Here is a 22918-nt window from a genome sequence, read left to right on the forward strand (position 1 = left end):
ATGTGTGTTCCGGACCAAGAAATAGTTGATGAAGCGGACCAACCAGTTCGTCGTTCGCCCCCAATCCGAACAGGATCGGAAGCTACTGCACGAACTGTTGGACGCTTCCGCCAGTCTTTGGAACGAGATCACCTACGAACGACGTCAGCAATACTTCGACGGCGAGACCGTCTGGGATACCGAGGATTACCGCAAGAAGTACGTCGGTGTTCTCGGATCAGCCACTGCCCAACAGGTGATCCGGAAGAACAAGAGCGCTTGGAAGTCGTTCTTCGCTGCCAAGGAAAACGGCGAGGACTCGAATCCTCCCGGTTACTGGGGCAACGAAGACGACGGTCGGGAGTTACGGACCTACATCCGCAACGACCAATACACGCTCAAGATGGGCGATCGGTCTCGTCTCGAGATCCCGGTCGGCCAAGACCTGAAGAAGAAGTACGGACTCGGCTACCGAGAGCGCCTACGCCTCGAGGTTGCTGGCGATCCAAAGTGGGAAGGAAATCAAGGTCAATTGGAGTTGTACTACGACGAACGCTCGAACCAATCCAGAGCCTTTCAGCCAGTCACTGTCGACGATTCTCGACTGGATTCACCATTAGCCGACGAATCGGCTGCTCTGGATATCGGTGTGAACAACATCGTAGCGTGTACAACTACGACTGGCCAGCAGTACCTCTACGAAGGTCGCGATCTGTTCGAGCGATTCCGCGAAACAACGCAGCGAATCGTCGAGCTTCAATCGAAGCTGGACAATCAGCACCGGACCAGCAAGCGGATCGACCGCTTGTACCGACGACGGTGTTTCGACAGTGCACGTCGGCAGCCTAACCGACGTCCTCGAGACACACTGGTCGGTGCGGACGAACGAGAAGTTGCACAACTTCTGGGCGTTCCGCCGGTTCATCGAGAGACTCGTCGATACTGCCGAGGAGTACGGGATCTCGATCGAGGTTCGATCGGAAGCCTGGACATCGCAGACGTGTCCGAACTGCGGTTCAACCGAGGACACGACCCGGCACCAGGATACGCTCACCTGCCTGTGCGGGTTCGAAGGTCACGCGGACCTCGTAGCGAGCGAGACGTTCATGAGACGGCACGAATCGGTAGCACGGCCGATGGCACGGCCCGTGTGCCTCAAGTGGGACGACCATACATGGTCGGAGACACCACACTCTCACCGTCCCAACGAGGAGCACACAAACCGGAGTATCCACGTATAGGAGAAAGTCGCCCACGTGGTGGTTCGACATGAGCCGAGACCCCCAACGTGAGGATTCCCGCGCCTTTAGGCGCGTGGAGGATGTCAATCGGACGTTCCTCTGTACCTAACCACGAAACTCGGTACCTACTCACGTAATCACTGCCCGCACCTCATCCGGATCCACGAGCCCGCTGACGACGGCGAGGACTGCCCACGTAAACCCGCCGAGTCCGACCGCTGCAAAGAGCATGAACAGGTTCGAGACCAGCGGCGTGACGAGCAAGACCGCAACCGCCATCACACCCGTGATCCCACAGATCATCGCGACCGAGCGACCGAGTGACTCGAGTCGAAGCGAGAGTTCGGAGTGGACGATGTAGAGATTCACGGCAACGTACACCGTGTGCGTAATGACCGTTGCAATCGCCGCCCCAATCACGCCGATCATCGGGATGAGAAGGATGTTCAGCCCGAAATTCGCGATCGATGTTCCTCCCTTTGCGATCGCGCGGGACCGCGCGCGACCAAGGTAATCCAGACTGTCACTGGTCAGGTTCGTAATCGCCTGCAGGACGACAAATCCAGCAAGGATCTGCAGAACCGGGACCGCACCGGCGTAATCGCCCCCGAAAATCATCGTGATGAACGGCTCTGCGATGAGCACCAGCCCGACCGCGGCCGGAATGTACAGCAACATCGTCTGCACCAGTGATGTCTCATAAATCTCGCGTGCCTGCTCGAGTTGGTCTGCCGCCTTCTGTTCGCCGAAGTTGGGCGAGATCGTAAAACCAAGCGCCTCCGCCGGCGCGAGCACGAAATCCGTGATCTGCTTGCCCAGCGTGTAGAATGCGACCGCCGCCGGCGTCAGGAAGACACCAACCAGCACCGTGTCGATCTGCTTGTCGACCACGTTCGCACTCCGCGTCGCCGTCAGCGGCACGCTGTACTCGAGTAGCCGCCGCGCCAGTCCGGACTCGTACTCCTCGGCGGGTTCGTACTGGCGGTAAAAGCGTTCATAGAGGATGGTGATGCCGACTGCGGCGGCGATGGTGTAACCGACGATGTAGCCAAAGAGCGCGCCGAGTGCGCCGAAGCCGGCGAGGACGAGCGCGACGACGAAGATGAGGCGAGCGACGCCGGAGATTGCCTGGATGGCGGCGCTGTAGCCGAGTTTGTTGAATCCCTGAAAGGCGATCTGCGAGAAGCCGTTGAAGGAGTTGACGACGATGTAGATGACGCCGACTGCGAGGAAGGGGGCTGCCGAGGAGTCACCAAGCAGTACTGCAAGTTCCTCGTGGAAGAGAAAGAGCGTAGAGCCGACGACGCCGATGACGATCAGCTTGTAGGCGATGGTCGTCCGCAGCAGGTACGGGATTTGGCCGGGGTCTTTCTCGTTGTATTCGGAGATGTATCGCGCGGTCGACTTCCCGAGGCCGACGTCTGCGAGTAGCTGAACGACGGCGAGAATGCCGATGACCCAGTAGAGCGTCCCGTAGCCGTCGGGATCGAGGAGGAACCGAGCGAGAATGAACATCAACAGCGCACTCGAGACCATGTAGATGGCCCGAGAGACGAGCGTTGCCTTGAACCCGCGGAGGATGTGATCCTGTGTTGTACTCATGTGTTAGGGGGAGGGGGATAGCGCAGGGGCTGACGGGGTGTGCTGCAAGTCGTGCTGTCGGGTATCTCTGACTGGCAGCTTCGTCAGCCGAACACCGGAGAGAGCCGCCTACGTCGTGCTACTCGCTCGAAAGTGAGCGTCCCAAATTGTAATGCACAGACAACAGCTGTATGGTCGGCGTACCGCACGTCTCCCTGCAGCGAAACGACCGTCTAGCGTGTACAAAGAGTGTCCTGGCTACACCGACTCACCGGGTCAGAACGCACTAGAGATACGACGCATCCCACCGCGTTGCCTTCCGCCGATTCCCACAGACGTTACACTCGATTCGCCCCATCGCATCCATCGCGTTCTCGAGTGAGTCGCAGTTTCCACAGAACCAGCCGTACTGTGTGTCTCGTTCCTGACTCTCGTAGGCGACGTAGAACGGCGATTTCGAGCCTCGGGTCGCCTCACCGTAGTTGACGTAGATCGTCTTGCCGTCGGTCTCGAGTTCGTCGAGGGTCGCCCACTCCTCGTCGCCGATCTCCTGTTCGACGTAGACGTTCTCGGTGTACGTCTCCTCGCCGATGTCGACCTTGCGTTGGCCTGCCTGCTCGAATCCCTGCTCTGCGTAGAACTCGTTGCCACGCTCGTTGTCCGCGAGGACGAGACACTGAATCTGGTCTGCATCCTCATCGAGGAGGCGCTCGCGGGTTCTGACGAGCAGTCGCACGCCGATACCGCTGCCGCGCGCGTCCGGATCGACGTGCAGCCAGAGGATACGGCCGGTGCCGTGTTGCTGGCCAACAAGATCGCTCTGAGAGAAAGCGACGACCTCGTCGTCCTCTTCGATAACGAGGACGAGCGAGTGATCGGACGTGAGTTCGTCCGCAAACTCCTCGCCGTACCACTGTTCAATCGCGTCGTCAATCACGTCAGCGGTGAGGAAGTCGGTGTACGTCGAATTCAGCGAGTTGGCTGCGATAGATCGAATCGTCACGACATCGTCCTCGGTCGCTTCACGGAGTTCCATGCGGTAGTGTAACATGACCTCGTATAAAACGTATGCCCACGGGACGACGCTTGCCGCTGTCTCATGTGTTGTCGTGGGTTGTTGGCCAAACCCCAGTTCAACGGGTATCGTGGCTGATGGCCGACAACTGACTGGCGAGGGCGAGAAACCGAGACGAAGATTCACGGTGCTGCCTATCGAGGAAGTCCTATGAGCGGAGAGACCCCGACCGACGAGTCGTCACAGGAAGAGACGGCGACAGCGTCGGCTGGTTCATCGGCCGCGAGCGAGGCGAGTGACGCTAGTGCAGACGCGACGGCTACCGAGGGTACGGCGGACGCAGAGCCGTTCATCTACGATGGCGGCAGCGTTGCACCCGGCGAATCGGCGAACATCCGCTACGGCATCAGCGAGACGTATCTTGGCGATCCGGTCAGAATCCCGGTGACGATTATCAACGGCGAGCAGCCAGGTCCCACAGTCTTTCTCTCAGCGGCGGCCCACGGCGACGAACTCAACGGCATCGAGGTCGTTCGCGAGGTCGCACACGATTGGAATCACTCCGAACTCTACGGCACCCTCGTCTGCCTGCCGGTGATGAACGTCCCCGGCTTTCTCGCACAGGAGCGATACTTGCCGATCTACGATCGGGATCTGAACCGATCGTTCCCCGGCCGACAGGGCTCGACGAGCGCGCGCCGGATGGCACACCGCATCTTCACGAACTTTATCGAACCCTGCGACCTGGGAATTGATTTTCATACGTCCACACGCGGACGAACCAACATGCTCCACGTCCGGGCGAACATGGACGACGAAACTGTTCTCCGACTCGCGAACGCCTTCAGTTCGAACGTCATCATCGGCGGCGAAGGACCGTCCGGGACCCTCCGCCGAGAGGCGACAGAGGCCGGCGTTCCGACGATCACCGTCGAGATGGGCGAAGCCCACCGGTTCCAGCGGCGACTAATCGACCGCGCGCTGACCGGCGTCGCGAGCGTCCTCGCCGAATTCGGCTGCCATCGTGACTCGTCAGTCCACTGGCCCGGCTGGCGCGTCGTCATCGATAGCGACGACGAAAAGACCTGGCTCCGGGCCGACGCGGGCGGCATCGTCGACATGAAACGCGGTCGCGGTGCTCTCGTTGAAGACGGAGAGATCATCTGTACAATCACGAACCCGTTCAAAGAAGAAGACGACATCCTCGATGTCGAGGCCCCCTTCACTGGGCTCATCGTCGGGATACTCGAGAACCCCGTCGTCTATCCGGGCAATCCACTCTGTCACCTGGTCGGATTGAAACACGAAACGCGCGTGGCCCTAGAGCGCGAACGCAGGACGGAGCGCTCGCGCTCTGAGTTGCGGTGAGTAACTGAGAGTGGGAACGCCCGTGAATGCAGTCGACCACAGGCGAAGTGAGTCGGGTCCCACTCGAGTGCTGTCGGACGAGTCGTCGGTGACCAATGCGGCGCGTAGCCGAATAGGGCAATGGGAGCGACAAAAGTAACTTCTATACCCCCACGGTCTAACGGTCAAGATGAGCGTATGAGTCAGTCTTACAATCGCGGCCTCATCGAGGACTTCAGTCGCTGGAAGGAGTTCTCGGCCGGCATGTGGGCGTGGATCTTCCACAAGTTCACTGGGTGGATGTTGATCGGCTATCTGTTCACCCACATTGCCGTGCTGAGTAGCGCCATCGCAGCGGCGGACGGTCAAACGATGATGCTCGCCGGAGAAGAAGTCAATGCATACACCGGGACGCTGCAGGGACTCGAGAGTCTCTTCATCGTTCGGGTGCTCGAAGTCGGACTACTGGCAGTCGCCGTCTTCCATATTCTGAACGGCATTCGGCTGTTGATGGTTGACCTCGGAGTGGGACTCACTGCACAGGATAAGAGTTTCTACGCCTCGCTCGTTCTGACGGGAATTATCACCGTCGCGAGCGTGCCAACCTTCATGGCAGGGGTGGGACTCTAATGGCAGAACGCTACTCTTCGTTCACGACCGGGGGAACCGCCTGGTTCCTCCAGCGTGTGACGGCAGCGTTCTTGATCGTTGTGCTTGCTTTCCACTTCTTCCTCTTGCACTTCGTCAATCACGCGTCCGAAATCACGTTCGCGGGGACGCAAGCCCGCATGGAGAACATTGGCTACTTCCTGACGATGGTGTTGTTCCTCATTGCCGGCGCGTTCCACGGCGTCAACGGCGTCTACAACGCGCTCGTCAACCAGGGCCTCAGCGGAACCCCAAAGAAGGTAGTGCTCGCAGTCCTAGTGATCGCAGCCGGACTCCTCATCGTCCAGGGTGTCTGGGTCGCTCTAGTCATGCGGGGGATGATCTAATATGAGTACGCAACAGCAGGAGCCAGAGAGCCAGGAATCGCCTCAGGACCCCGAGATGAAAGGGGCCGAGTCGCCACAGCAGCGACGACTCAAGGAAAAACAGGAGGGAATGGTCGACGAACACGCAGAGGACGAGGCCGAAGCGGCCGGCGAGACGGTCCACATCAAGGTCTTCCGCTACGACCCGGAAGTCGCGGACAAACAGGAACCGCGCTTCGACGACTTCCACGTTCCCTTCGAGAAGGGGATGACGGTCCTCGACGCGGTCATGTACGCCCGTGACGAGTTCGACTCCTCGCTTACGTTCCGCCACTCCTGTCGCCAGGCTGTCTGTGGCTCCGACGCCTTCTTCGTCAACGGCTCGCAGATGCTCGGCTGCAAGACGCAGCTTTCGGAACTCGAGCAGCCGGTTCGCATCGAGCCGCTGCCACACCAGGAGGTCGTCAAGGACCTGGTCGTCGACATGGATCACTTCTACGACCAGATGCACGCCGTTGAGCCGTACTTCCAGGACGAAGACACGCCAGCCGCGAGCGACCTGGAAGAACAGCGCCAGACGCCAGAAAACCGCGAGAAGATCAAGATGTCCTCGCGATGTATCTGGTGTGGTGCCTGTATGTCTTCGTGTAACATCGCAGCCGGCGACAACGAGTATCTCGGGCCGGCCGCGATCAACAAGGCCTACAAGTTCGCGATGGACGACCGCGAGAGCGAGGAGATCAAAGAGCACCGACTCCGCATCTTGGAGCAAGAACACGGCGTCTGGCGCTGCCAGACCCAGTTCTCCTGCACCGAGGTGTGCCCGAAGGACATCCCGCTTACCGAGCACATTCAGGAGCTCAAGCGGGAAGCGGTCAAGAAGAACCTGAAGTTCTGGTAATATGTACGAACACGACGTTCTCGTGGTTGGTGCCGGTGGCGCTGGCCTCCGCGCCGCGATCGCAGCGCACGAGGCGGGAGCCGACACGGCGATCGTCTCGAAACTCCACCCCGTCCGCAGCCACACCGGCGCGGCGGAGGGCGGAATCAACGCCGCCCTACAGGAGGGCGACGACTGGGAACTGCACGCTTACGACACGATGAAAGGGTCTGACTACCTGGCCGACGCGCCGGCAGTCGAGACTCTCGCCCAGGATGCCCCCGAAGACACGATGCGCCTCGAGCACTGGGGAATGCCGTTCTCCCGCGAGGAGGACGGTCGCGTCTCCCAGCGCCCATTTGGTGGGCTCTCCTACCCGCGAACCACCTACGCCGGCGCAGAGACCGGCCACCACCTGCTGCACACGATGTACGAACAGGTCGTCAAGCGTGGCATTCAGGTCTACGACGAGTGGTACGTGATGAACCTTGCGACGACCGACGAGGCAGACCCGAACGACCGCCAGTGTGAGGGGATCGTCGCCTACGACGTCCAGACCGGCAAGGTTGAAGGCTTCAAGGCTAACCAGGGCGTTATCCTCGCGACCGGTGGTCCCGGGCAGGCGTTCGATCACACCACCAACGCCGTCTCGTGTACCGGTGACGGTCACGCGATGGCCTACCGTGCGGGTGCACCGCTCGAGGACATGGAGTTCATCCAGTTCCACCCGACCTCGCTTCCATCGACCGGCGTCCTCATCAGTGAGGGTGTCCGTGGCGAAGGTGGCATCCTCTACAACAACGATGGCGAGCGCTTCATGTTCGAGTACGGCTACGCGAACAACTCCGGCGAACTCGCCTCCCGCGACGTCGTCGCCCGCGCCGAACTCGACGAGGTCGCCGAAGGCCGCGGTGTCGAAGACGAGTACGTTCACCTCGACATGCGCCACCTCGGCGAGGATCGCATTCTCGACCGTCTGGAGAACATTCTCCATCTCGCAGAGGACTTCGAGGGCGTTGACGGCCTCGTCGAACCGATGCCAGTCAAGCCCGGCCAGCACTACGCGATGGGCGGCATCGAGGTCGACGAGAACGGCCAGACCTGTATCGATGGTCTCTACGCGGCCGGCGAGTGTGCCTGTGTCTCCGTCCACGGCGGTAACCGCCTCGGTGGAAACGCATTGCCGGAACTCATCGTCTTCGGCAAACGCGCGGGCGCTCACGCCGCTGGTGACGACCTCGGCGAGCCCGAGATCCGGACCGGCTACGGCGACGATGTCGAGGACGATGACACCGAGCTTCCGGTCGCACCTGGGGCGTCCGGTCTCGACTCGGCCGACGCCGTCGCCGACGGTGGCGTCGCCGCAGAGACGGGGGCACTCGAGCAGGCCGTCGAACGCGAACGCGCTCGCGTCGACCGACTGATGGACAAGGACAGCGGCGTCCAGCACGCCGAAATCCGCGCGAAGCTCCAGAACGCGATGACCGACTACGTCAACGTCTTCCGCAACGAGGAAGGCATCGAGAAGGCACTCGAGATCATCCGCGAGTGCCGCGAGGAGTACCAGGACGTCTACGTCGACGACCCGTCGACGACGTTCAACACGGACCTCCAGCAGACGATCGAAACGCGCAACCTGATCGACGTGGCCGAGACCATCGCCCTCGGCGCGCTCGTGCGCAACGAGTTCCGTGGCGCTCACTGGCGTCAAGAGAACCAGGTGCGTGACGACGAGAACTGGCTCAAGCACACGCTCGTCTCGTGGGACGACGGCGAGCCGTCGATCTTCTACCGCCCGGTGATCCTCGAAGGCGAGGAGAAGACCTACGAGCCGAAGGTCCGCAGTTACTGACTCTCACCCGATTTTCGCTTCGCGTCTCGCGTTCTGCGTTCTGCGTTCTGATTTGGGTTTCCCAGACAGGCTTTCAGTTCTCGTAGATCATCAGCGCCAAGACACCAGCTTCGCCGATCACCAGAGCTAAGGCACCACCCCCGCTACCCTGTGGCGATATGTTGCTGTCGGGAACCGTCGTCGCCGACGCGGACACCGTCATTCCCGACGGTGCCGTCGTCGTCGCAGACGACGAGATCGTCGCCGTCGGTGATCGCTCGACCTGTCTCGAGGAGTATCCAGACCACGAGCACCACTCCTGTGACGTGCTCGCCCCCGGCACCGTCGGCGGCCACGTCCACTCCGTCCAGAGTCTCGGGCGTGGTATCGCCGACGACACAGAGCTACTCGAGTGGCTCTCCGACTACGTCCTTCCCATGGAGGCCTCCCTCTCTACTGCGGGCATGCGTGTCGCGGCGGAGTTAGGCTATCTCGAACTGATCGAGAGTGGGACGACGACCTGTATCGACCACCTCTCGGTGGCACACGCCGACGAGGCGTTCGAAGCAGCTCGGGAACTCGGTATTCGCGGTCGCCTCGGAAAGGTGCTGATGGACAAGGAGTCGCCGCCGGGGCTACTCGAGGACACGGACGAGGCGCTGGCCGAGAGCGAGCGGCTCATCCAGGAGTACCACGGCGCGGCAGACGGCCGGATTCGCTACGCGGTCACGCCGCGCTTTGCCGTGAGCTGCACGGAGGCGTGTCTGCGCGGCTCGCGGGAGCTCGCAGATGCGTACGAGGGTGTGACGATCCACACGCACGCAAGCGAGAACCGTGGTGAGATTGCAGCTGTCGAGGAGGAAACTGGCCAACGGAACATCCACTGGCTCGACGAGGTCGGCCTCACGGGTGAGGACGTGGTACTAGCCCACTGCGTCTGGACGGACGAGGACGAGCGCGAGGTGCTTGCCGAGACTGGCACCAACGTGACTTACTGCCCGTCTTCGAACATGAAACTCGCGAGCGGGGTCGCGCCGGTGCTCGACTACCTGGACCGCGGCATCAACGTCGCGCTGGGGAACGACGGGCCGCCGTGTAACAACACGCTCGATCCGTTTACTGAGATGCGCCAGGCGAGCCTGCTCCAGAAGGTCGATCACCTCGATTCGCAGGCACTCCCAGCTGACACGGTGTTCGAGATGGCGACAGTCAACGGCGCGCAGGCGGCCGGTTTTGAGCGCGTTGGCAAACTCCGCGAGGGATGGAAGGCGGATATCATCGGCCTCGAGACCGATATCACCCGCGCAACGCCGTTACACGACGTACTCTCGCATCTCACGTTCGCAGCCCATGGCGACGACGTGCAGTTCACGATGGTCGACGGCGAGGTGCTCATGCGCGACGGCGAGGTGCTCGTCGCCGATGCCGACGAAATTCGGGCGCGGGCACGCGAGTTCGCGGCTGAACTCGACGTGGCCCCCTAAGTCAAAGACAACGATGGCCAACCGACGGGAGTCGACTGACGATAGCAACTCGTTTTGACGAAAGTGGTATTCGACAGTCGACGTGACTATCGTCAGAACCCGATTGAATCCAACACGTTGAGACTGAGTCCGGCCGCCTGCACGAGTTTGTAACCCAGAAAGAGCCCTACAATCCCCATGAGACCGGGGAGCTCTGGCGGTGCCGGAATCGGTACGTCGACGAGCGCGAAGAACGCGCCGGTGAGTGCGCCAGTCAGCAGTCCTAGGACGATGAGCTGCAAATCCATACCGGTGTGAGTGTGGGAACCGCCAAAAGAACGCTGACTTGAGCTGCCACCAACCGGGTGTGTCGATTCAGGAACGATCCACGTTCCTCGCCCCGAATATCGACAATTGACGATGCTCAATTTTAATATCGTCGAAGACAGGAGACTGTGGTATGCAACTCGACGGACAGTCACAGACAGATGTCACGGTTCCCGACGAGTTCGACTCGGCGCAGGCAAAGGTCGTCTACCTCTATCTGCACGTCTGGCCGGACTCGACCGCGGACGATCTCTGCGGAGCGCTTGGGATCAACAAGGGAACGGTACTCTCGATCGTTCGAACGATGCGAAAACAGGGCTACGTCGAGCGCGTCGACGGGCGGTATCGACTCTCCTGAGCAGTGACAGCGCCTACAGCTCGATTCGTTCGACCAACTGCTCGTGATTCTCGTTCGTGTTGACCGCGACGATCCGTACATGATCCTCGAGCCCCGAATCACGAAGCTTCGCCTTTAGCAGGTTGTCAACCTGGTAGACACCCGCTGCGTTGGTCATCGCGATTTCGACCATCACGGGACTGCTCTCGCCCTCGTAGAGCGAGACGCGTTTGATCGCCTGGCTCGAGAGCGTGTTGATCCCGCGGCCACCGTGCTCGTAAGGAATGCGCGAGCGTCCACTTTCCATATCCAGTGCGTCCGAGACGCGGATGACGCCGGCCTCGGTCGTCAGCGGCGTCTCAGCCGTGTGGTGACAGAGAATCGCGTGAAGCACTTCACCTTTGACGCGGACCTGATCAGCGAGGTCGTAGAACTCCGGCAACACGCGGTCCAGAATGTCCGCAGCGAGCGGAATCGAGTAGTAGACGTGCTCGTCGCGGTGGACCACGTGGCCCACGTCGTGCAACGTTGCTGCGAGCGCAATGATCACCGACTCATCCTCCTCGGCAAGCCCCTGCTGGCGTGCGCCGTTAAAGTCGACGTTGCCCGCCTTCAACAGATCGTACAGGCAGAGCGCCCGGTTGCGGACGATCTCGATATGTTTCTTGCCGTGGTCGTTGTAACGCATCCGGTCGACAGCGTTGACGTTCTGGGCCTCGAGATAGGTTTGGATCTCCTCGTCCGCGTCGATGTACTCGAGTACGGCGTTCAGTTTTGCGTCGGGAAAGTTGTGGTTAGCGTCGGGGTCGTAGACGCGACTGCCGGTGCCGTTCTCACGGCTCTCGTCGCTGTCCTGGCTCGCAGTGTCAGTCATACCGTTCACGTCGGGTGCGGACTAAAAAAGCGCTGCGCCGGGAGTCGACGTGTCGAAATGAGCCGTCGTTTACGCTGTTGCGTCGACTGCGTCCTCGACTTCTGCGTACTCTGGCTCGACGCCGGGGTCGTCGCTGACCCACGAGTACGTAACCTCGCCGTCGGCGTCGACGACGAACACAGAGCGCTTGGCGACGCCGTAGACGCCGAGATCCTCGAAGTCCATCTCGACATCGTAGGCCTCGATGATCTCCTTGTTGAAGTCGCTGATCAGGCCGAAGTCAAGGTCGTTCTGGTCACGGAACTCGTTGAGCGTGAACGGTGAGTCGCGACTGACGCCGTAAACCGTCGCGTCGACGTCGTCGAACGCTGCGAGGCGGTCCTGGAACGTGCACATCTCGTCCGTACAGACGCCGGTGAACGCGGCCGGGAAGAACGCGAGCACGACAGGTGCGTCCTCGGAGAGGGCGTCCGAAAGGCTGAATTCGTCGACGTCGCCGTTTGCGAGCGGTGCCGTGAAGTCGGGTGCGGAATCGCCAGTTGCTGGCATCACCTGCACCTTACGTCCAGGCGGGAAAGACAGTTTCGTTCGTGGATTAGTCACTGTCTGGTGAGTATCGTCGGACCCGACACAGGGGGAGTTAGTAGGACGTTGGCAATCCGAGTGCGTGCGCTGCGATGTGATTTTTCACCATCTCGTTGGAAATGGGCGCAATGACGTTGATCATCGTCTCGCGCTAGTAGCGCTCCACGTCGTACTCGCTCGCATAGCCCATCCCGCCATGGTCACCCGAACCGCGCGCTCGCAGGGTCGGGTAGATCTCGCTCGCTCAGAGTTTCACCGCGTTCGCCTCCGCACCGCAGTCGCGGTCGTTGTCGGAGAGCCAGGCCGCCTTTCGGGCCATCAACTCGTCCTGTTCCAGTTTCGACCACGAGTCCGCAAGCGGGTGCTGGATGCCCTGATAGCTCCCGATTTCGTTTCCGAAGACGACGCGATCATCCGCGTAGGCCGCGGCCTTCTGGAGTGCGGCCTGGCCGATGCCGACGGCGTTCGCGGCGAGGGCGATTCGCTCCGTATTCGCAAACCGCAGCAGGTAGCGAAAGCCCTCACCCTCCTCGCCGATGCGGTCCTCGATGGGGATGTCGTACTCGTCGAACCAGACTTCGTTCGAGTCGGAGGCACCGCGGCCGGCTTTCGGGATTTCGGTGACGTCGACGCCAGCCTGATCACGGTGAAAGTCGGTGAAAAAGAGCGTGAGTCCTCCGAAGCGGTCGGCCTCCTCTCGCGGCTTCGTTCGGGCGAGCAGCATGATCACGTCGGCCTCCTGTGCCTTCGAGGTCCAGATTTTCTGCCCGGAGACGAGGTAGACGCCTGCCTCGTCGTCGCGTTCGGCGGTCGTTTCGATCCGTGAGATGTCCGTTCCTGCGTTCGGTTCGGTGACGCCGGTACAGACCTGCACGTTGCCGGTGGCAACCTTCGGGAGGTAGCGCTCCTTGTGCGCCTCGTCGCCGAGCGCGACGAGCGGTTCGGAGCTAAACGTGTGGTGGGCGGTGATCGACGTGCCGGCCATTGCAGCGCCCGAACGCGCGATTTCCTGCTGGACCAGCGCGGCTTCCTGAACTCCATATCCCTGGTCGCCGTACGCTTCAGGTATTGTCAGCCCACACCAGCCGTGTTCCGCAAACGTCTCGAAGACCGATTCGGGGTACTCGTGGTTCAGGCCGCGCTCACGCCAGTAGTCGTCGCCGAACTCGCCACAGAGGTCGCGAATCTCCGAGCGGATGAGTTGCTGTTCGTCCGTGATATCGAAATCCATAGATCAAGTCTCTCTCGCGAAGTATGGTAAGTATATTCGCCCCACATCCAGTCACCGCTGACAGCGGCGGCCTCGTGGCGAGTAGTCGAAAGAGCACTGACCAAGTGGGGACTTTCGCAACTGAGAGGTGGGTCAGGGATCAAATCGTAACCCGTATGGATGACACGACACGAAACGAACTGCTATCGGCGACCGAGCACAGTTGACTCGTGGACGAATGCATCCATTACGTGAACTGTCGTCAGTACTTGGTTGACATCCACCTCCGCCTGAAGGCGGAGGGATCCCGAGTCAAGCGAATCGAAGATTCGCGTACATCGCAAATCTCCGATTTGCTCAGCGTTGGGATATTAGGGTTTGCAGTCTCCCTGCTCTCTCGGTGTGAACCGTCCGCTCTCGCGGTCGAACAGGAAGACTCCGGGCTGTGCCAACCAGCCGTTACTCATATCCCCCGTCGGGGGACTCTGAGTTATCCTTCTGTGAATGTTCACCGCACCGTTCACGTCTGCGTTCATCGTCGTTTTGCACGATGAACAGACGTACAGCCCGCGCTCCACGCGATTCGAGTCATGAATCTGCCCGCAACACGAACACGTCTTCGACGTATTCTCCTCGTCAATTCGATCAACGAGAATGCCGTGTTCCTCCGCCTTGTATTCAAGAAGGCGAGCGAATCGGTCAAACTCCCACCCGTGGAGTTTTTTTGTTCCCCGACGAACCCCAGTTCCGCGAGTCGCCGTTCTCATCCTCGCGGATGTCGCTGAGGTCGCCAACTGCGATCTCCCCCACACATTCTTCTACACACCGGTCAACGATGTGCCTTGAGAGCGTGTGGAGGAAGTGGTCTTTGCGCCGGGAGAGTTTCTGCCTAGCCTTCAGCGCACGTTTGGACGGGCCGTTCTCGCCTTCGGTCTGGTATTCCTCGCGGGTGAAGTAGTGCTTGTCTTCTTTCAGCACGTTCCCCGGGTACAGCTCGGCAGGACCGTCTTCGTAGTCGATGGCAAGATAGTTGCTGATACCGAGGTCGATCCCCGCTGTCCTGTCACCGGGTGCGTCTTCGACGGGGATCTCTTTTTTGCAGACGAGGTGGAGTTCCCACTCGTCGCCGTTCCAGACAGCACGCACCTGTTGGATGTTCTCGGCTTCTACGTCGGGACGGGTTTTGTACTCCGCGAGGATGAAGTCAGACCGACCCTCTTTCAGGTTGAATCCTTTCGAGAGACGGAGTTGGCCGTGTTTCGTGTCGTGCTTGATGGCCCGTTTCTTCCACGTCACGGTAGAGCGTGGGTGTCGGTCGCCATGTTTCCGGTAGCCCGGTGGGTTGTTGCCGTCGTCGGACTTGTACCAGCCGGTGAACGCCTCAGCAAGTTCTTCGAGAACTCGCTGTGCTCAATGAGCGAAGCTCATTGGCATCACGAGACGGCTCCGCCGTCTCGAACGAACTTGACTGAGAATGCAGGTCACTGTAGCGTTCGTGGTCTTTCAACTCCGTTTTGAGTTCGGCTTCGTCAGGTATCTCACCGTCTTCGTCCCACCGACCTTGGATATAGTAACGTCCGACGTTCCACAGTTTGGATGCTGCGAACCCGCACTGGTCGAGGTCGTCACGAACCTGACTGTGGTTCGGGATACGAGCGACGTATGTGCGGGTTGTCTCCAGCATCGCACTATGTTCATAACTTGGTATGTGGACCTCTATATTAAAGCATGGGCTCGTGGAATATCCAACCGATTCATAGAATTGGAGCCTGTGAGATGGGTTGTCGGATTCATCTTGCGGCTAAAGCCGCAGGTATTCTCCTTGCCGATCTATAACTGAGCGGTCCAAAAAGGTTATAATTGCCAGCGGGTAAGCCACGCATAGAGATGGTAGTCGAAATCGCACCGCTGTTCATCCCTGGTGCACCCGGGGGTCCGGAACTATTGATCATCCTTTTCATCGCCATTCTGCTGTTCGGGGCGAACAAGATCCCGAAGCTGGCACGGTCGACCGGCGAGGCCATGGGCGAGTTCCAGAAGGGGCGTGAAAAGGTCGAAACAGAACTCGAGGAGATGCGCGACGGAGACTTCGAGGGCGACCTCGACGAGGACGACGAGTTCGTCGACACCGAACCGGTGACGTCCGAAGACGACGAAACCGAGACCGAGACCGGGACCGAAACGGAAACGAGCACGAACTAACAGTTTTCCCGGGGCGTGTGGCCTAGCGGAGAGGGCAGAAGGTTCCTAACCTTCTGATCGTGGGTTCAAATCCCGCCACGCCCGTCCGCGACGAATGGACGTGAGGAGCGGACGGGGACGGGATTTGAACGAGAGAAGACGCGCACAGCGCAGCGAGCACGTCGTCGCGTTGTTCGAATCCCGCCACACCACCGAGCCGCACCACGAATCACGCTTCCGTTTTCTCTTGGACGACACAGGACAGGCTACAGCACGACGAAAAAGCAACAGCACCAGGCACCTTGTACTCGAGTACGATCCAATTTTGGATTCGTCTCTCGATTGCTGTCTGTTCCTGTCGTTAGCCGCCGTACTGCTTTAATCCGTCTACCCCACCTACGAGACAATCACTGAGCCGTCCAGTCGCCGTCGGCTTTGATCTTGGCGACGACCGACTCGAGTTTGTCGGTTGAGCGGGCGATGGGGGGAGGGTGATGGGAACAGACAGCAGTGTCCGTGGCCGCAAGTTCGCAGGCGATTGCGCGACCAATGCTGCGGCCGCCGCCGGTGACCAGTGCAACCGTGTCCTCGAGTGTGAACGCGGTCGTCGGAGTCGTGCTCATCGTGGTGAGTAAATGCACCGTGTGGCAGCCATATTAACGTACGCTCGTTGGCGGACAACAGACCGAACCCGTCGGCTTTCCTGATCTGTCTTTTTTCGAACAGTATCCCGCACCGGTCGACACGGTGTGTGCCACCAGACCACCAGCCGGCAGTACGTGTCGAGGAGTTGACCTCCTGAGTTATCAGATATGGTAATGAGCGGATGAATTTTTTGAAGGGTGACTGAGAGGGACGGTATAATGGCTATTGACGAAGCCGACCAACCGGATGCTGATGGCGCGTCGACGGGTGAGGCGTCGGCATCTGGGTCGGGGGATGCAGGCTCCCACGAGTCGGACGCCGGTTCGGGATCCGGCGTGCGTGTCGGCGAGTATACGTGGGCGGATTTTATGGAGGAGTATGGGTACAGGGACGAGGTCGAAACGGTGTACTCGGGCCTCGAACGCGACAACGAGACTACGGACCAGCTCGGACTCGACACCGACGAAGCGCCCGAGCCGGTGGTTCCGACGGACACAGACTTCGCGGATGTCTCGTTCGACCCCGAACCGTATCTCGGCTACACACCGGACGACCTTCATGACCGTGTCATTCCGATGGCTGGGTCGAACTACGACGCACTCAAGGAGCCGTTCCTCGAGTACGTCGACCCAGAGACGACGCCGGTCGTCAAGGATGTCTGGACCTGGGAACACTACAAGTGGGAGTACTACTACGAGGACGACGGCAGTCGACCGCGCGATAGTGACGGCGAAATTGTTCGCCACGACAAGGAGGAGTCCCTTGGGTTCGATCCAGACACACTCGAGGACCGCCTCTCGATCGCCGACGACATCGCGATGGAACTCGACGATGTCGTCGAGGAGCGGACGGTCAACATTCAGGACGACATCGACGAGGACGAGTTCTTCTCGACCGCAGATGGGAACACGACCGTCAGCAACCGCTACGATCTCGAGAAGACGGTGCCGATGGAGAAGAAGACCCACTACCGCGAGATCGAGCGCTACTGGGTGAACAAACCCTACGCCTTCGTCGTCATCTTCCACTCCGAAAAGGAGAACGAGAAGAAGTACTACATGGTCGAACCGCACCTGAACGAGATCGAACTCGAGTTACAAGATTTTCTCTCGGGCAAACTCAGGAAGGCGATCAAGTACTCCGACGACGGCGTCAAGGAGAAGGCGAACGAGGACGGCCGCCGGATCGTTATCGAGGACGAAACACGCCAGTTGCTACAGCGCTATGACCTCTTCGAGAAGACATCGGGGAGCAACAAGGCAGGGATTATCGAGACGATTCAGACGCTACTCGACGACGAGGAAGAAGACGATGAGGACGACGGCCCGGCCCAACTCGAGGGCATCGAGGTACGTCCAGAGCCGATCATCCTTCTGGAGGATCCCGACACGCTAAACGAATATCAGGTCGAGAAGCTACTCTACTTCCTCAAGCGCAACTTCATCGGCTACGAGCGGATCGACGGGATCAAACACGACATCAACGTCGAGGACATCTCCGTAGACGGCTACAACTCGCCTGTCTTCGTCTATCACTCCGAGTACGAGCAGATCATCTCGAACATCTACCACGGCGAGGATGAACTCGACGACTTCGTCGTCAAACTCGCTCAGCGATCCGGGAAGGGGATCAGTAAACGGCTGCCGCAGGTGGACGCGACACTACCGGACGGATCGCGTGCCCAGCTTACGCTTGGCCAGGAAGTCTCCGATCACGGGACTAACTACACCATCCGTCAGTTCAAGGACGTGCCGTTCACCCCGATCGACCTCATCAACTGGAACACCTTTAGCCTGGACGAGATGGCGTTCCTCTGGCTCGCTATCGAGAACCACAAGAGCCTGATCTTCGCCGGGGGTACGGCATCCGGGAAGACGACCTCGCTGAACGCGGTCTCGCTCTTTATCCCCTCGAGTGCGAAGATCGTCTCCATCGAGGACACACGCGAGGTCGAACTGCCCCAGCGGAACTGGATCGCGAGCGTCACCCGGCCTTCTTTCGCCGACGACGAGCAGGGTGATGTCGACGAATTCGACCTGCTGGAAGCCGCGCTCCGACAGCGCCCAGACTACATCGTGATGGGTGAGATCCGTGGTGAAGAAGGTCGAACGCTGTTCCAGGTCATGTCGACGGGTCACACCACCTACACGACGTTCCACGCAGACTCCGTCGACGAGGTCCTCAAACGATTCACGACGGACCCGATCAACGTCTCGAAGACGATGTTCACCGCGCTGGACCTAGTCTCGATCCAGACCCAGACGCGGGTGCAGGGCAGGAAGGTCCGCCGGAACAAGTCGCTCACCGAGATCAACCACTACGAGGCCGAACACGACGAGATCAACGTTCAGGACGTCTACCAGTGGCAGGCAGAAACGGACGAGTTCCTCAAGATGGGGGACTCGAACACCTTAGAAGAGATCCAGTTCGACCGCGGGTGGAGCACCGAGAAACTCGAGAACGAACTGTTCAAACGCGAGGTCATCCTCGCCTACCTCATCAAGAACGGCCTCAACACCTACGCCGAGGTCGCGGCGACGGTGCAGGCGTTCATCAACGACCCAGACACAATCTTGACGCTCATCGCGAACGGGCAACTCGAGAACAGTCTGGAGGACCTCCGCGAGATGGAGAGTGTCCTGATCGATGTCGACCAGGAGAAAGAGGAGCTCGTTCCCCGCCCGGACGCGACGAGCGAGACGTACAACCTCTCGATGGATCTGCTTGAGCGGGCCGAGGAGTCGCTGTTTGAGGAGTACCGCGGAAAGGTACCAAGCGGCCTCGCGAGTTCATTGGGCGAGGTCGAGAGTGAGGACCCGATCGAGGTCGACAACGGGGACGACGAGTTCGACTTCGCAGGAGACATCGACGACGGCCTCGCGGACGAGTGGACGTTCGGCGACGGGACGGCGCAGTTCGCGACGACGGCGGGAACTGCGACGGCCGACGCGGATGACGACGAACCGGACTGGTTCGATGGCTCCGACGACAGCGGGTTCGGTATCGAAGCGACCCCTGCTGAAACCGGAGCGAGCGCCGATTCCGGTCCTGCTGCTGGTCCCGCCCCCGGCTCAGGCTCTGACTCGACGGCCAACACGGACTCCGAACCGTCGGGTGTCGGGGCATCGGTCGACGGCGCAACGGCTGGCGGCACAACTGACGTTCCAGACACTGCCGACGACTTCGGGTCCGGAGAGCCGCCAGCGTGGAACGTTGACGAATCGGCTGACGACGAAAGCCTCTTCGACGGTTCAGCGGCCGGTTCTTCCCAGCAGTCAACGCCAGCAGGTCACCAGTCGCCAGCGTCGACAGCCGAGACAGACACGCACGACGATGTCACAGTCTTCCCATCGGACGACCCCGACGACAGCGACTTCGGCGGCCTCTTCGACGACATGGGCGAGACGCTGGACGAACTCGAGTCCGCCGCTGCAGAGTCGCCAGAGACGGACGACGCAGAGCGTGTGTCGACGGCTGATGGCGATGCGATGTTCTCGGGCGACGAACTCGAGGACGTGTTCGATCCGGACCCGGAACCGATTGCGGACGATAACGAAGGAGACGTTCCGGAATCGTCGACGAAAACGGGGGCGACAGCTGGGGCGACTGGGGATGAAGATGTAGCTGCGGATGCAGACGACAATGCAACGGAGGCAGGAACCGAAACGACACCAGAAACAGCGGCCGACTCCGCTGTCGATGAGACGACCAACGCCGAAGGTCGCAACGATCAGCGCGACGACGACAGCGAGTCCGCTGACACGTCCCAATCGTCGGCCGACCAGCCAACCGTCCCCGACAGCGCGGTTCCGTCAATCGAACTTGGCTCCGGGACTCCCGTCGACGGGCACGGACCCGGTGTCGGTGCTGGCCCCGGTACCGGGCCAACAGCCGAATCTGAATCTGGATCCGAACCTGTATCCAAATCCGGAGCTGGCGAAAACGAGCAGGCCGAAGAGGCGGAACTGTCGTTCGACGAGGCGGATATTGATGCCGACGATGGAGGTGCTGGTACTGGAACTAGTGCTGCTCCTGATGCTGACGACCAGCAATCCACCGAGGACGACGCAGTCGAGTCGGACGCTGCCACCGAGGAATCGAACTCGATCTTCGGTGACCAGTCCGAACCGGTCTTTGGTGCGGACGAATCGGACGCAGACGCACAAGCTGTCCGAGACGACGCAGAAGACGGGTCGCTGTTCGACGATGCAGAGAGTGGGCCGAAATCCAGTATCTTTACGGATACCGACGACGCTGGCGAAGTGAGCGACGTGCCGGAAGATGGTGGAGACCCGTCCAACGACGGTGGGGACGATAGCAACGCTAACACCGAGAGTACCGACGACAGCAACACCAGCGCCGGCAGCAACACAACGGAGACCGACGAATGAGCCTCAAAACCGATAGCAGCGGGACATCCAGCACCGGCGGCGTTGCCGGCGGCTCTGACCACCTCGGTGAGACGTTCTACCCGCTCTATGACTTGCTCTTCAACGAGGACAGCGAGTTCGTCAAGGACGTCGAGACGAAACTCGCCCAGGCTCGGATGACCGATACGGTCGAGATGTACCTCTCCCGGTCGCTCGGTATCGGCTTCATCAGCGGCCTCGCACTCTGGCTGATCGGACTGACGCTTGGCTATCTCCTGTTCGCAACCGGACTCATCGCCGTCGACGTCATCATCGGCTTCCCCGTCGGCAACGAGACACTGCTCGCGATCATCGATGCACTGCGGGTTCCGATTCTGATCTTCGTTACCGGACTTATATTCGGGACGATCGGCTTCGCCCTCGGCTTTGGCTCACTGGTCGCGATTCCCTACTCTCGTGCCTCCGCTCGAAAGCGCGAGATCAACATGCTGCTCACCGACTCCGTCTCGTTCATGTACGCGCTGTCGGTCGGTGGTCTGAACCAACTCGAGATCATCGAGGCGATGGCCCAGGCCGACGACACCTACGGCGAGGTTGCAAAGGAGTTCCAGAGTATCGTCAAGGAAACCGAGTACTTCGACGTCGACTACCGAACTGCGATCCGGAATCAGGCGATCGAGACGCCGAGTGACGAACTTTCACAGTTCTTGACGGACATGCTCTCGATCGTCAATAGCGGCGGAGACATGGAGAGCTTCCTCGAGGACAAGAAAGAAAAGCACATGCGTACCGCCAAACAGGAACAGGAGATCACCCTCGAGACACTCGAACTCTTCGGCGAGATGTACATGACCCTCTCGCTGTTCCCGCTCTTGTTGATCATCATTATGGTCGTCATGCAGATGATTCCACAGGCGGAAGTCACCAACGAGATGCTGTATATGACCGTCTACGGGCTGATTCCGCTCACAGGTATCGGCTTCCTCGTCCTCGTTTCGACGGTCAAACACGATGAGCCGGGTGATGGCTTCCTCTCGAACACGACCGGTGACAAACACGTCCAGAGCGAGTCCGAACGAGGTCTGCTCAATCTTGGACTCGTCGAACAGTTTACTGGCGAGCACAGCGTCTTCGACCGCATCAAGAACCGCGAGGGAACCCACGAGACCCTTAAGGTCCTCAAACGTCCCCACATCTTCTTCCGGGACAATCCGCTGTACACCCTCGGGGTGACGGTGCCGACTGCGCTCGTCGTCGTGACGACCGCAATGATGACCGGCGCAGCGCCGCTGTCCTGGAGTGCACTGCTCAATAACGTCATCTGGGGGACGGTGCTCTACGTCTACATCCCGTTCTACATCATCGCGATCCCGCTCTCAATCTTCCGCGAGTGGAACGTTCGCCACCGCAACACCGTCGTCAATACGCTTTCGGAGGACCTCCGAAAACTCTCGAGTGCGAACGACACGGGACTGACTCTACTCGAGTCGTTCCAATCCGTGGCGGATACGACGAACGGCAAGCTGGCCCGTGAGTTCGAGTTGATGCACACGAAAGTCAACTACGGGACGAGTTTGAAGGCGGCACTCATCGAGTTCAACAACAAGTACCACATTCCACGACTCGCACGGACGACGCGGCTGATTACGGAAGCACAGGAGGCATCGAATCAGATCACAGACGTGCTCCGAACGGCTGCAAGCGCGAGTGAGAATCACGACGATATTGAGCGTGAACGCAAGTCTCGGACCCGGATGCAGGTCGTCATCATTATCATGACGTTCCTGACGGTGCTGGCCGTGATTGCGATCCTCAAGACCCAGTTTATCGATACGATGGCAGGTCTAGAAGCAGGCGGTGGTGATGCCGGTGCTGACAGCGAACTCGCCCAGGCAGATTTGAGTGATAACATCAATATCGACATGCTGTCGGCGTTGTTCTTCCATGCGGTGACGCTGCAGGGGATCATTTCCGGGTTCATCTGTGGCTATATCCGGGATGCGGACGTACTGAGCGGACTCAAGTACGCGATCGTGCTTGCGACGATTGCGCTTCTCGGCTGGACGCTGGTGGCCTAA

16 protein-coding genes, 1 tRNA gene and 3 pseudogenes are annotated in these 22918 nt (G+C 60.0%); 12 read left to right on the plus strand and 8 right to left on the minus strand.

Features of this window, described 5'->3' with window-relative positions:
• Positions 1–28: 28 nt before the first annotated feature.
• Positions 29–1220: pseudogene (locus C482_RS10960) on the plus strand (RNA-guided endonuclease InsQ/TnpB family protein).
• 129 nt (positions 1221–1349) lie between these two features.
• Here C482_RS10960 and C482_RS10965 read toward each other — a convergent pair.
• Both C482_RS10965 and C482_RS10970 read right to left on the minus strand, forming a co-directional pair.
• A complete protein-coding gene (locus tag C482_RS10965) occupies positions 1350–2822 on the minus strand; it encodes a flippase (RefSeq protein WP_006167694.1) in 1473 nt (490 codons plus the stop codon).
• 265 nt (positions 2823–3087) lie between these two features.
• A complete protein-coding gene (locus tag C482_RS10970; RefSeq protein WP_006167695.1) occupies positions 3088–3837 on the minus strand; it encodes a GNAT family N-acetyltransferase in 750 nt (249 codons plus the stop codon).
• Between the two features lie 189 nt (positions 3838–4026).
• Between C482_RS10970 and C482_RS10975 the strand changes: the two genes are divergently transcribed.
• The 6 genes from C482_RS10975 (at position 4027) to C482_RS11000 (ending at position 10332) form a co-directional block, all read left to right on the plus strand.
• On the plus strand, positions 4027–5184 hold the full coding sequence (locus C482_RS10975; RefSeq protein ID WP_006167696.1) for a succinylglutamate desuccinylase/aspartoacylase family protein: 1158 nt from the start codon (positions 4027–4029) through the stop codon (positions 5182–5184).
• Between the two features lie 177 nt (positions 5185–5361).
• Complete coding sequence (gene sdhC / locus C482_RS10980; protein WP_006167697.1) at positions 5362–5793, plus strand: succinate dehydrogenase, cytochrome b556 subunit; 432 nt, start codon at positions 5362–5364, stop codon at positions 5791–5793.
• The gene (locus C482_RS10985) at positions 5793–6158 is read left to right on the plus strand and encodes a succinate dehydrogenase subunit D (RefSeq protein WP_006167698.1); all 366 of its coding nucleotides are present in this window, start codon (positions 5793–5795) and stop codon (positions 6156–6158) included. Before sdhC ends, C482_RS10985 begins: the two co-directional genes overlap by 1 nt.
• A 1-nt stretch (position 6159) precedes the next feature.
• A complete protein-coding gene (locus tag C482_RS10990; RefSeq protein WP_006167699.1) occupies positions 6160–7038 on the plus strand; it encodes a succinate dehydrogenase/fumarate reductase iron-sulfur subunit in 879 nt (292 codons plus the stop codon).
• Position 7039: 1 nt separating this feature from the next.
• Entirely contained in the window at positions 7040–8869 is a 1830-nt protein-coding gene (locus C482_RS10995; protein ID WP_006167700.1) for an FAD-binding protein, read from the plus strand.
• Between the two features lie 158 nt (positions 8870–9027).
• Complete coding sequence (locus C482_RS11000; protein WP_006167701.1) at positions 9028–10332, plus strand: 5'-deoxyadenosine deaminase; 1305 nt, start codon at positions 9028–9030, stop codon at positions 10330–10332.
• A 92-nt stretch (positions 10333–10424) separates the two neighbouring features.
• On the opposite strand, the gene C482_RS11005 is transcribed toward C482_RS11000, so the two are convergent.
• Positions 10425–10619 carry a XapX domain-containing protein gene (locus C482_RS11005; RefSeq protein WP_006167702.1) on the minus strand — a complete coding sequence of 65 codons (195 nt, stop codon included), beginning with the start codon at positions 10617–10619 and terminating at the stop codon, positions 10425–10427.
• A 152-nt stretch (positions 10620–10771) separates the two neighbouring features.
• Between C482_RS11005 and C482_RS11010 the strand changes: the two genes are divergently transcribed.
• Positions 10772–10996 carry a hypothetical protein gene (locus C482_RS11010; protein WP_006167703.1) on the plus strand — a complete coding sequence of 75 codons (225 nt, stop codon included), beginning with the start codon at positions 10772–10774 and terminating at the stop codon, positions 10994–10996.
• Positions 10997–11009: 13 nt separating this feature from the next.
• On the opposite strand, the gene C482_RS11015 is transcribed toward C482_RS11010, so the two are convergent.
• The 4 genes and pseudogenes from C482_RS11015 to C482_RS11030 all read right to left on the minus strand — a co-directional run bounded on the left by C482_RS11015 (position 11010) and on the right by C482_RS11030 (position 15328).
• Complete coding sequence (locus C482_RS11015) at positions 11010–11849, minus strand: HD domain-containing protein (protein ID WP_006167704.1); 840 nt, start codon at positions 11847–11849, stop codon at positions 11010–11012.
• Positions 11850–11918: 69 nt separating this feature from the next.
• On the minus strand, positions 11919–12398 hold the full coding sequence (locus C482_RS11020) for a redoxin domain-containing protein (RefSeq protein ID WP_006167705.1): 480 nt from the start codon (positions 12396–12398) through the stop codon (positions 11919–11921).
• Between the two features lie 280 nt (positions 12399–12678).
• Positions 12679–13665: an acyl-CoA dehydrogenase family protein gene (locus C482_RS11025; protein ID WP_006167706.1), complete on the minus strand. Its 987-nt coding sequence runs from the start codon at positions 13663–13665 to the stop codon at positions 12679–12681.
• A 350-nt stretch (positions 13666–14015) separates the two neighbouring features.
• A pseudogene (locus C482_RS11030) lies at positions 14016–15328 on the minus strand (RNA-guided endonuclease InsQ/TnpB family protein).
• A 203-nt stretch (positions 15329–15531) separates the two neighbouring features.
• Between C482_RS11030 and tatA the strand changes: the two are divergent.
• Positions 15532–15846: a twin-arginine translocase TatA/TatE family subunit gene (gene tatA / locus C482_RS11035; RefSeq protein WP_006167708.1), complete on the plus strand. Its 315-nt coding sequence runs from the start codon at positions 15532–15534 to the stop codon at positions 15844–15846.
• A gap of 11 nt (positions 15847–15857) precedes the next feature.
• A tRNA-Arg gene (locus C482_RS11040) sits at positions 15858–15930 on the plus strand.
• Positions 15931–16250: 320 nt separating this feature from the next.
• Here the strand turns inward: C482_RS11040 and C482_RS11045 are convergent.
• A pseudogene (locus C482_RS11045) lies at positions 16251–16448 on the minus strand (SDR family NAD(P)-dependent oxidoreductase); the annotation flags it as partial.
• Positions 16449–16688: 240 nt separating this feature from the next.
• Between C482_RS11045 and C482_RS11050 the strand changes: the two are divergent.
• Positions 16689–20861: an ATPase, T2SS/T4P/T4SS family gene (locus C482_RS11050; RefSeq protein ID WP_006167710.1), complete on the plus strand. Its 4173-nt coding sequence runs from the start codon at positions 16689–16691 to the stop codon at positions 20859–20861.
• Positions 20858–22918, plus strand: a complete 2061-nt coding sequence (locus tag C482_RS11055; protein WP_006167711.1) for a type II secretion system F family protein — start codon at positions 20858–20860, stop codon at positions 22916–22918. The genes C482_RS11050 and C482_RS11055 overlap by 4 nt, the downstream gene beginning before the upstream one ends.

Source organism: Natrialba chahannaoensis JCM 10990, from assembly GCF_000337135.1.
Lineage (GTDB): Archaea > Halobacteriota > Halobacteria > Halobacteriales > Natrialbaceae > Natrialba > Natrialba chahannaoensis.

Excerpts from the sequence above, each read along its gene's own strand:
- C482_RS10985 (WP_006167698.1), top strand. The coding sequence starts at position 5,793 with ATGGCAGAACGCTACTCTTCGTTCACGACCGGGGGAACCGCCTGGTTC.
- C482_RS11000 (WP_006167701.1), top strand. The coding sequence starts at position 9,028 with ATGTTGCTGTCGGGAACCGTCGTCGCCGACGCGGACACCGTCATTCCC.
- C482_RS11015 (WP_006167704.1), bottom strand. The coding sequence starts at position 11,849 with ATGACTGACACTGCGAGCCAGGACAGCGACGAGAGCCGTGAGAACGGC.
- C482_RS10970 (WP_006167695.1), bottom strand. The coding sequence starts at position 3,837 with ATGGAACTCCGTGAAGCGACCGAGGACGATGTCGTGACGATTCGATCT.
- C482_RS10990 (WP_006167699.1), top strand. The coding sequence starts at position 6,160 with ATGAGTACGCAACAGCAGGAGCCAGAGAGCCAGGAATCGCCTCAGGAC.
- C482_RS11020 (WP_006167705.1), bottom strand. The coding sequence starts at position 12,398 with ATGCCAGCAACTGGCGATTCCGCACCCGACTTCACGGCACCGCTCGCA.
- tatA (WP_006167708.1), top strand. The coding sequence starts at position 15,532 with ATGGTAGTCGAAATCGCACCGCTGTTCATCCCTGGTGCACCCGGGGGT.
- sdhC (WP_006167697.1), top strand. The coding sequence starts at position 5,362 with ATGAGTCAGTCTTACAATCGCGGCCTCATCGAGGACTTCAGTCGCTGG.
- C482_RS10965 (WP_006167694.1), bottom strand. The coding sequence starts at position 2,822 with ATGAGTACAACACAGGATCACATCCTCCGCGGGTTCAAGGCAACGCTC.
- C482_RS11010 (WP_006167703.1), top strand. The coding sequence starts at position 10,772 with ATGCAACTCGACGGACAGTCACAGACAGATGTCACGGTTCCCGACGAG.
- C482_RS11025 (WP_006167706.1), bottom strand. The coding sequence starts at position 13,665 with ATGGATTTCGATATCACGGACGAACAGCAACTCATCCGCTCGGAGATT.
- C482_RS11005 (WP_006167702.1), bottom strand. The coding sequence starts at position 10,619 with ATGGATTTGCAGCTCATCGTCCTAGGACTGCTGACTGGCGCACTCACC.
- C482_RS10975 (WP_006167696.1), top strand. The coding sequence starts at position 4,027 with ATGAGCGGAGAGACCCCGACCGACGAGTCGTCACAGGAAGAGACGGCG.
- C482_RS11050 (WP_006167710.1), top strand. The coding sequence starts at position 16,689 with ATGGCTATTGACGAAGCCGACCAACCGGATGCTGATGGCGCGTCGACG.
- C482_RS10995 (WP_006167700.1), top strand. The coding sequence starts at position 7,040 with ATGTACGAACACGACGTTCTCGTGGTTGGTGCCGGTGGCGCTGGCCTC.
- C482_RS11055 (WP_006167711.1), top strand. The coding sequence starts at position 20,858 with ATGAGCCTCAAAACCGATAGCAGCGGGACATCCAGCACCGGCGGCGTT.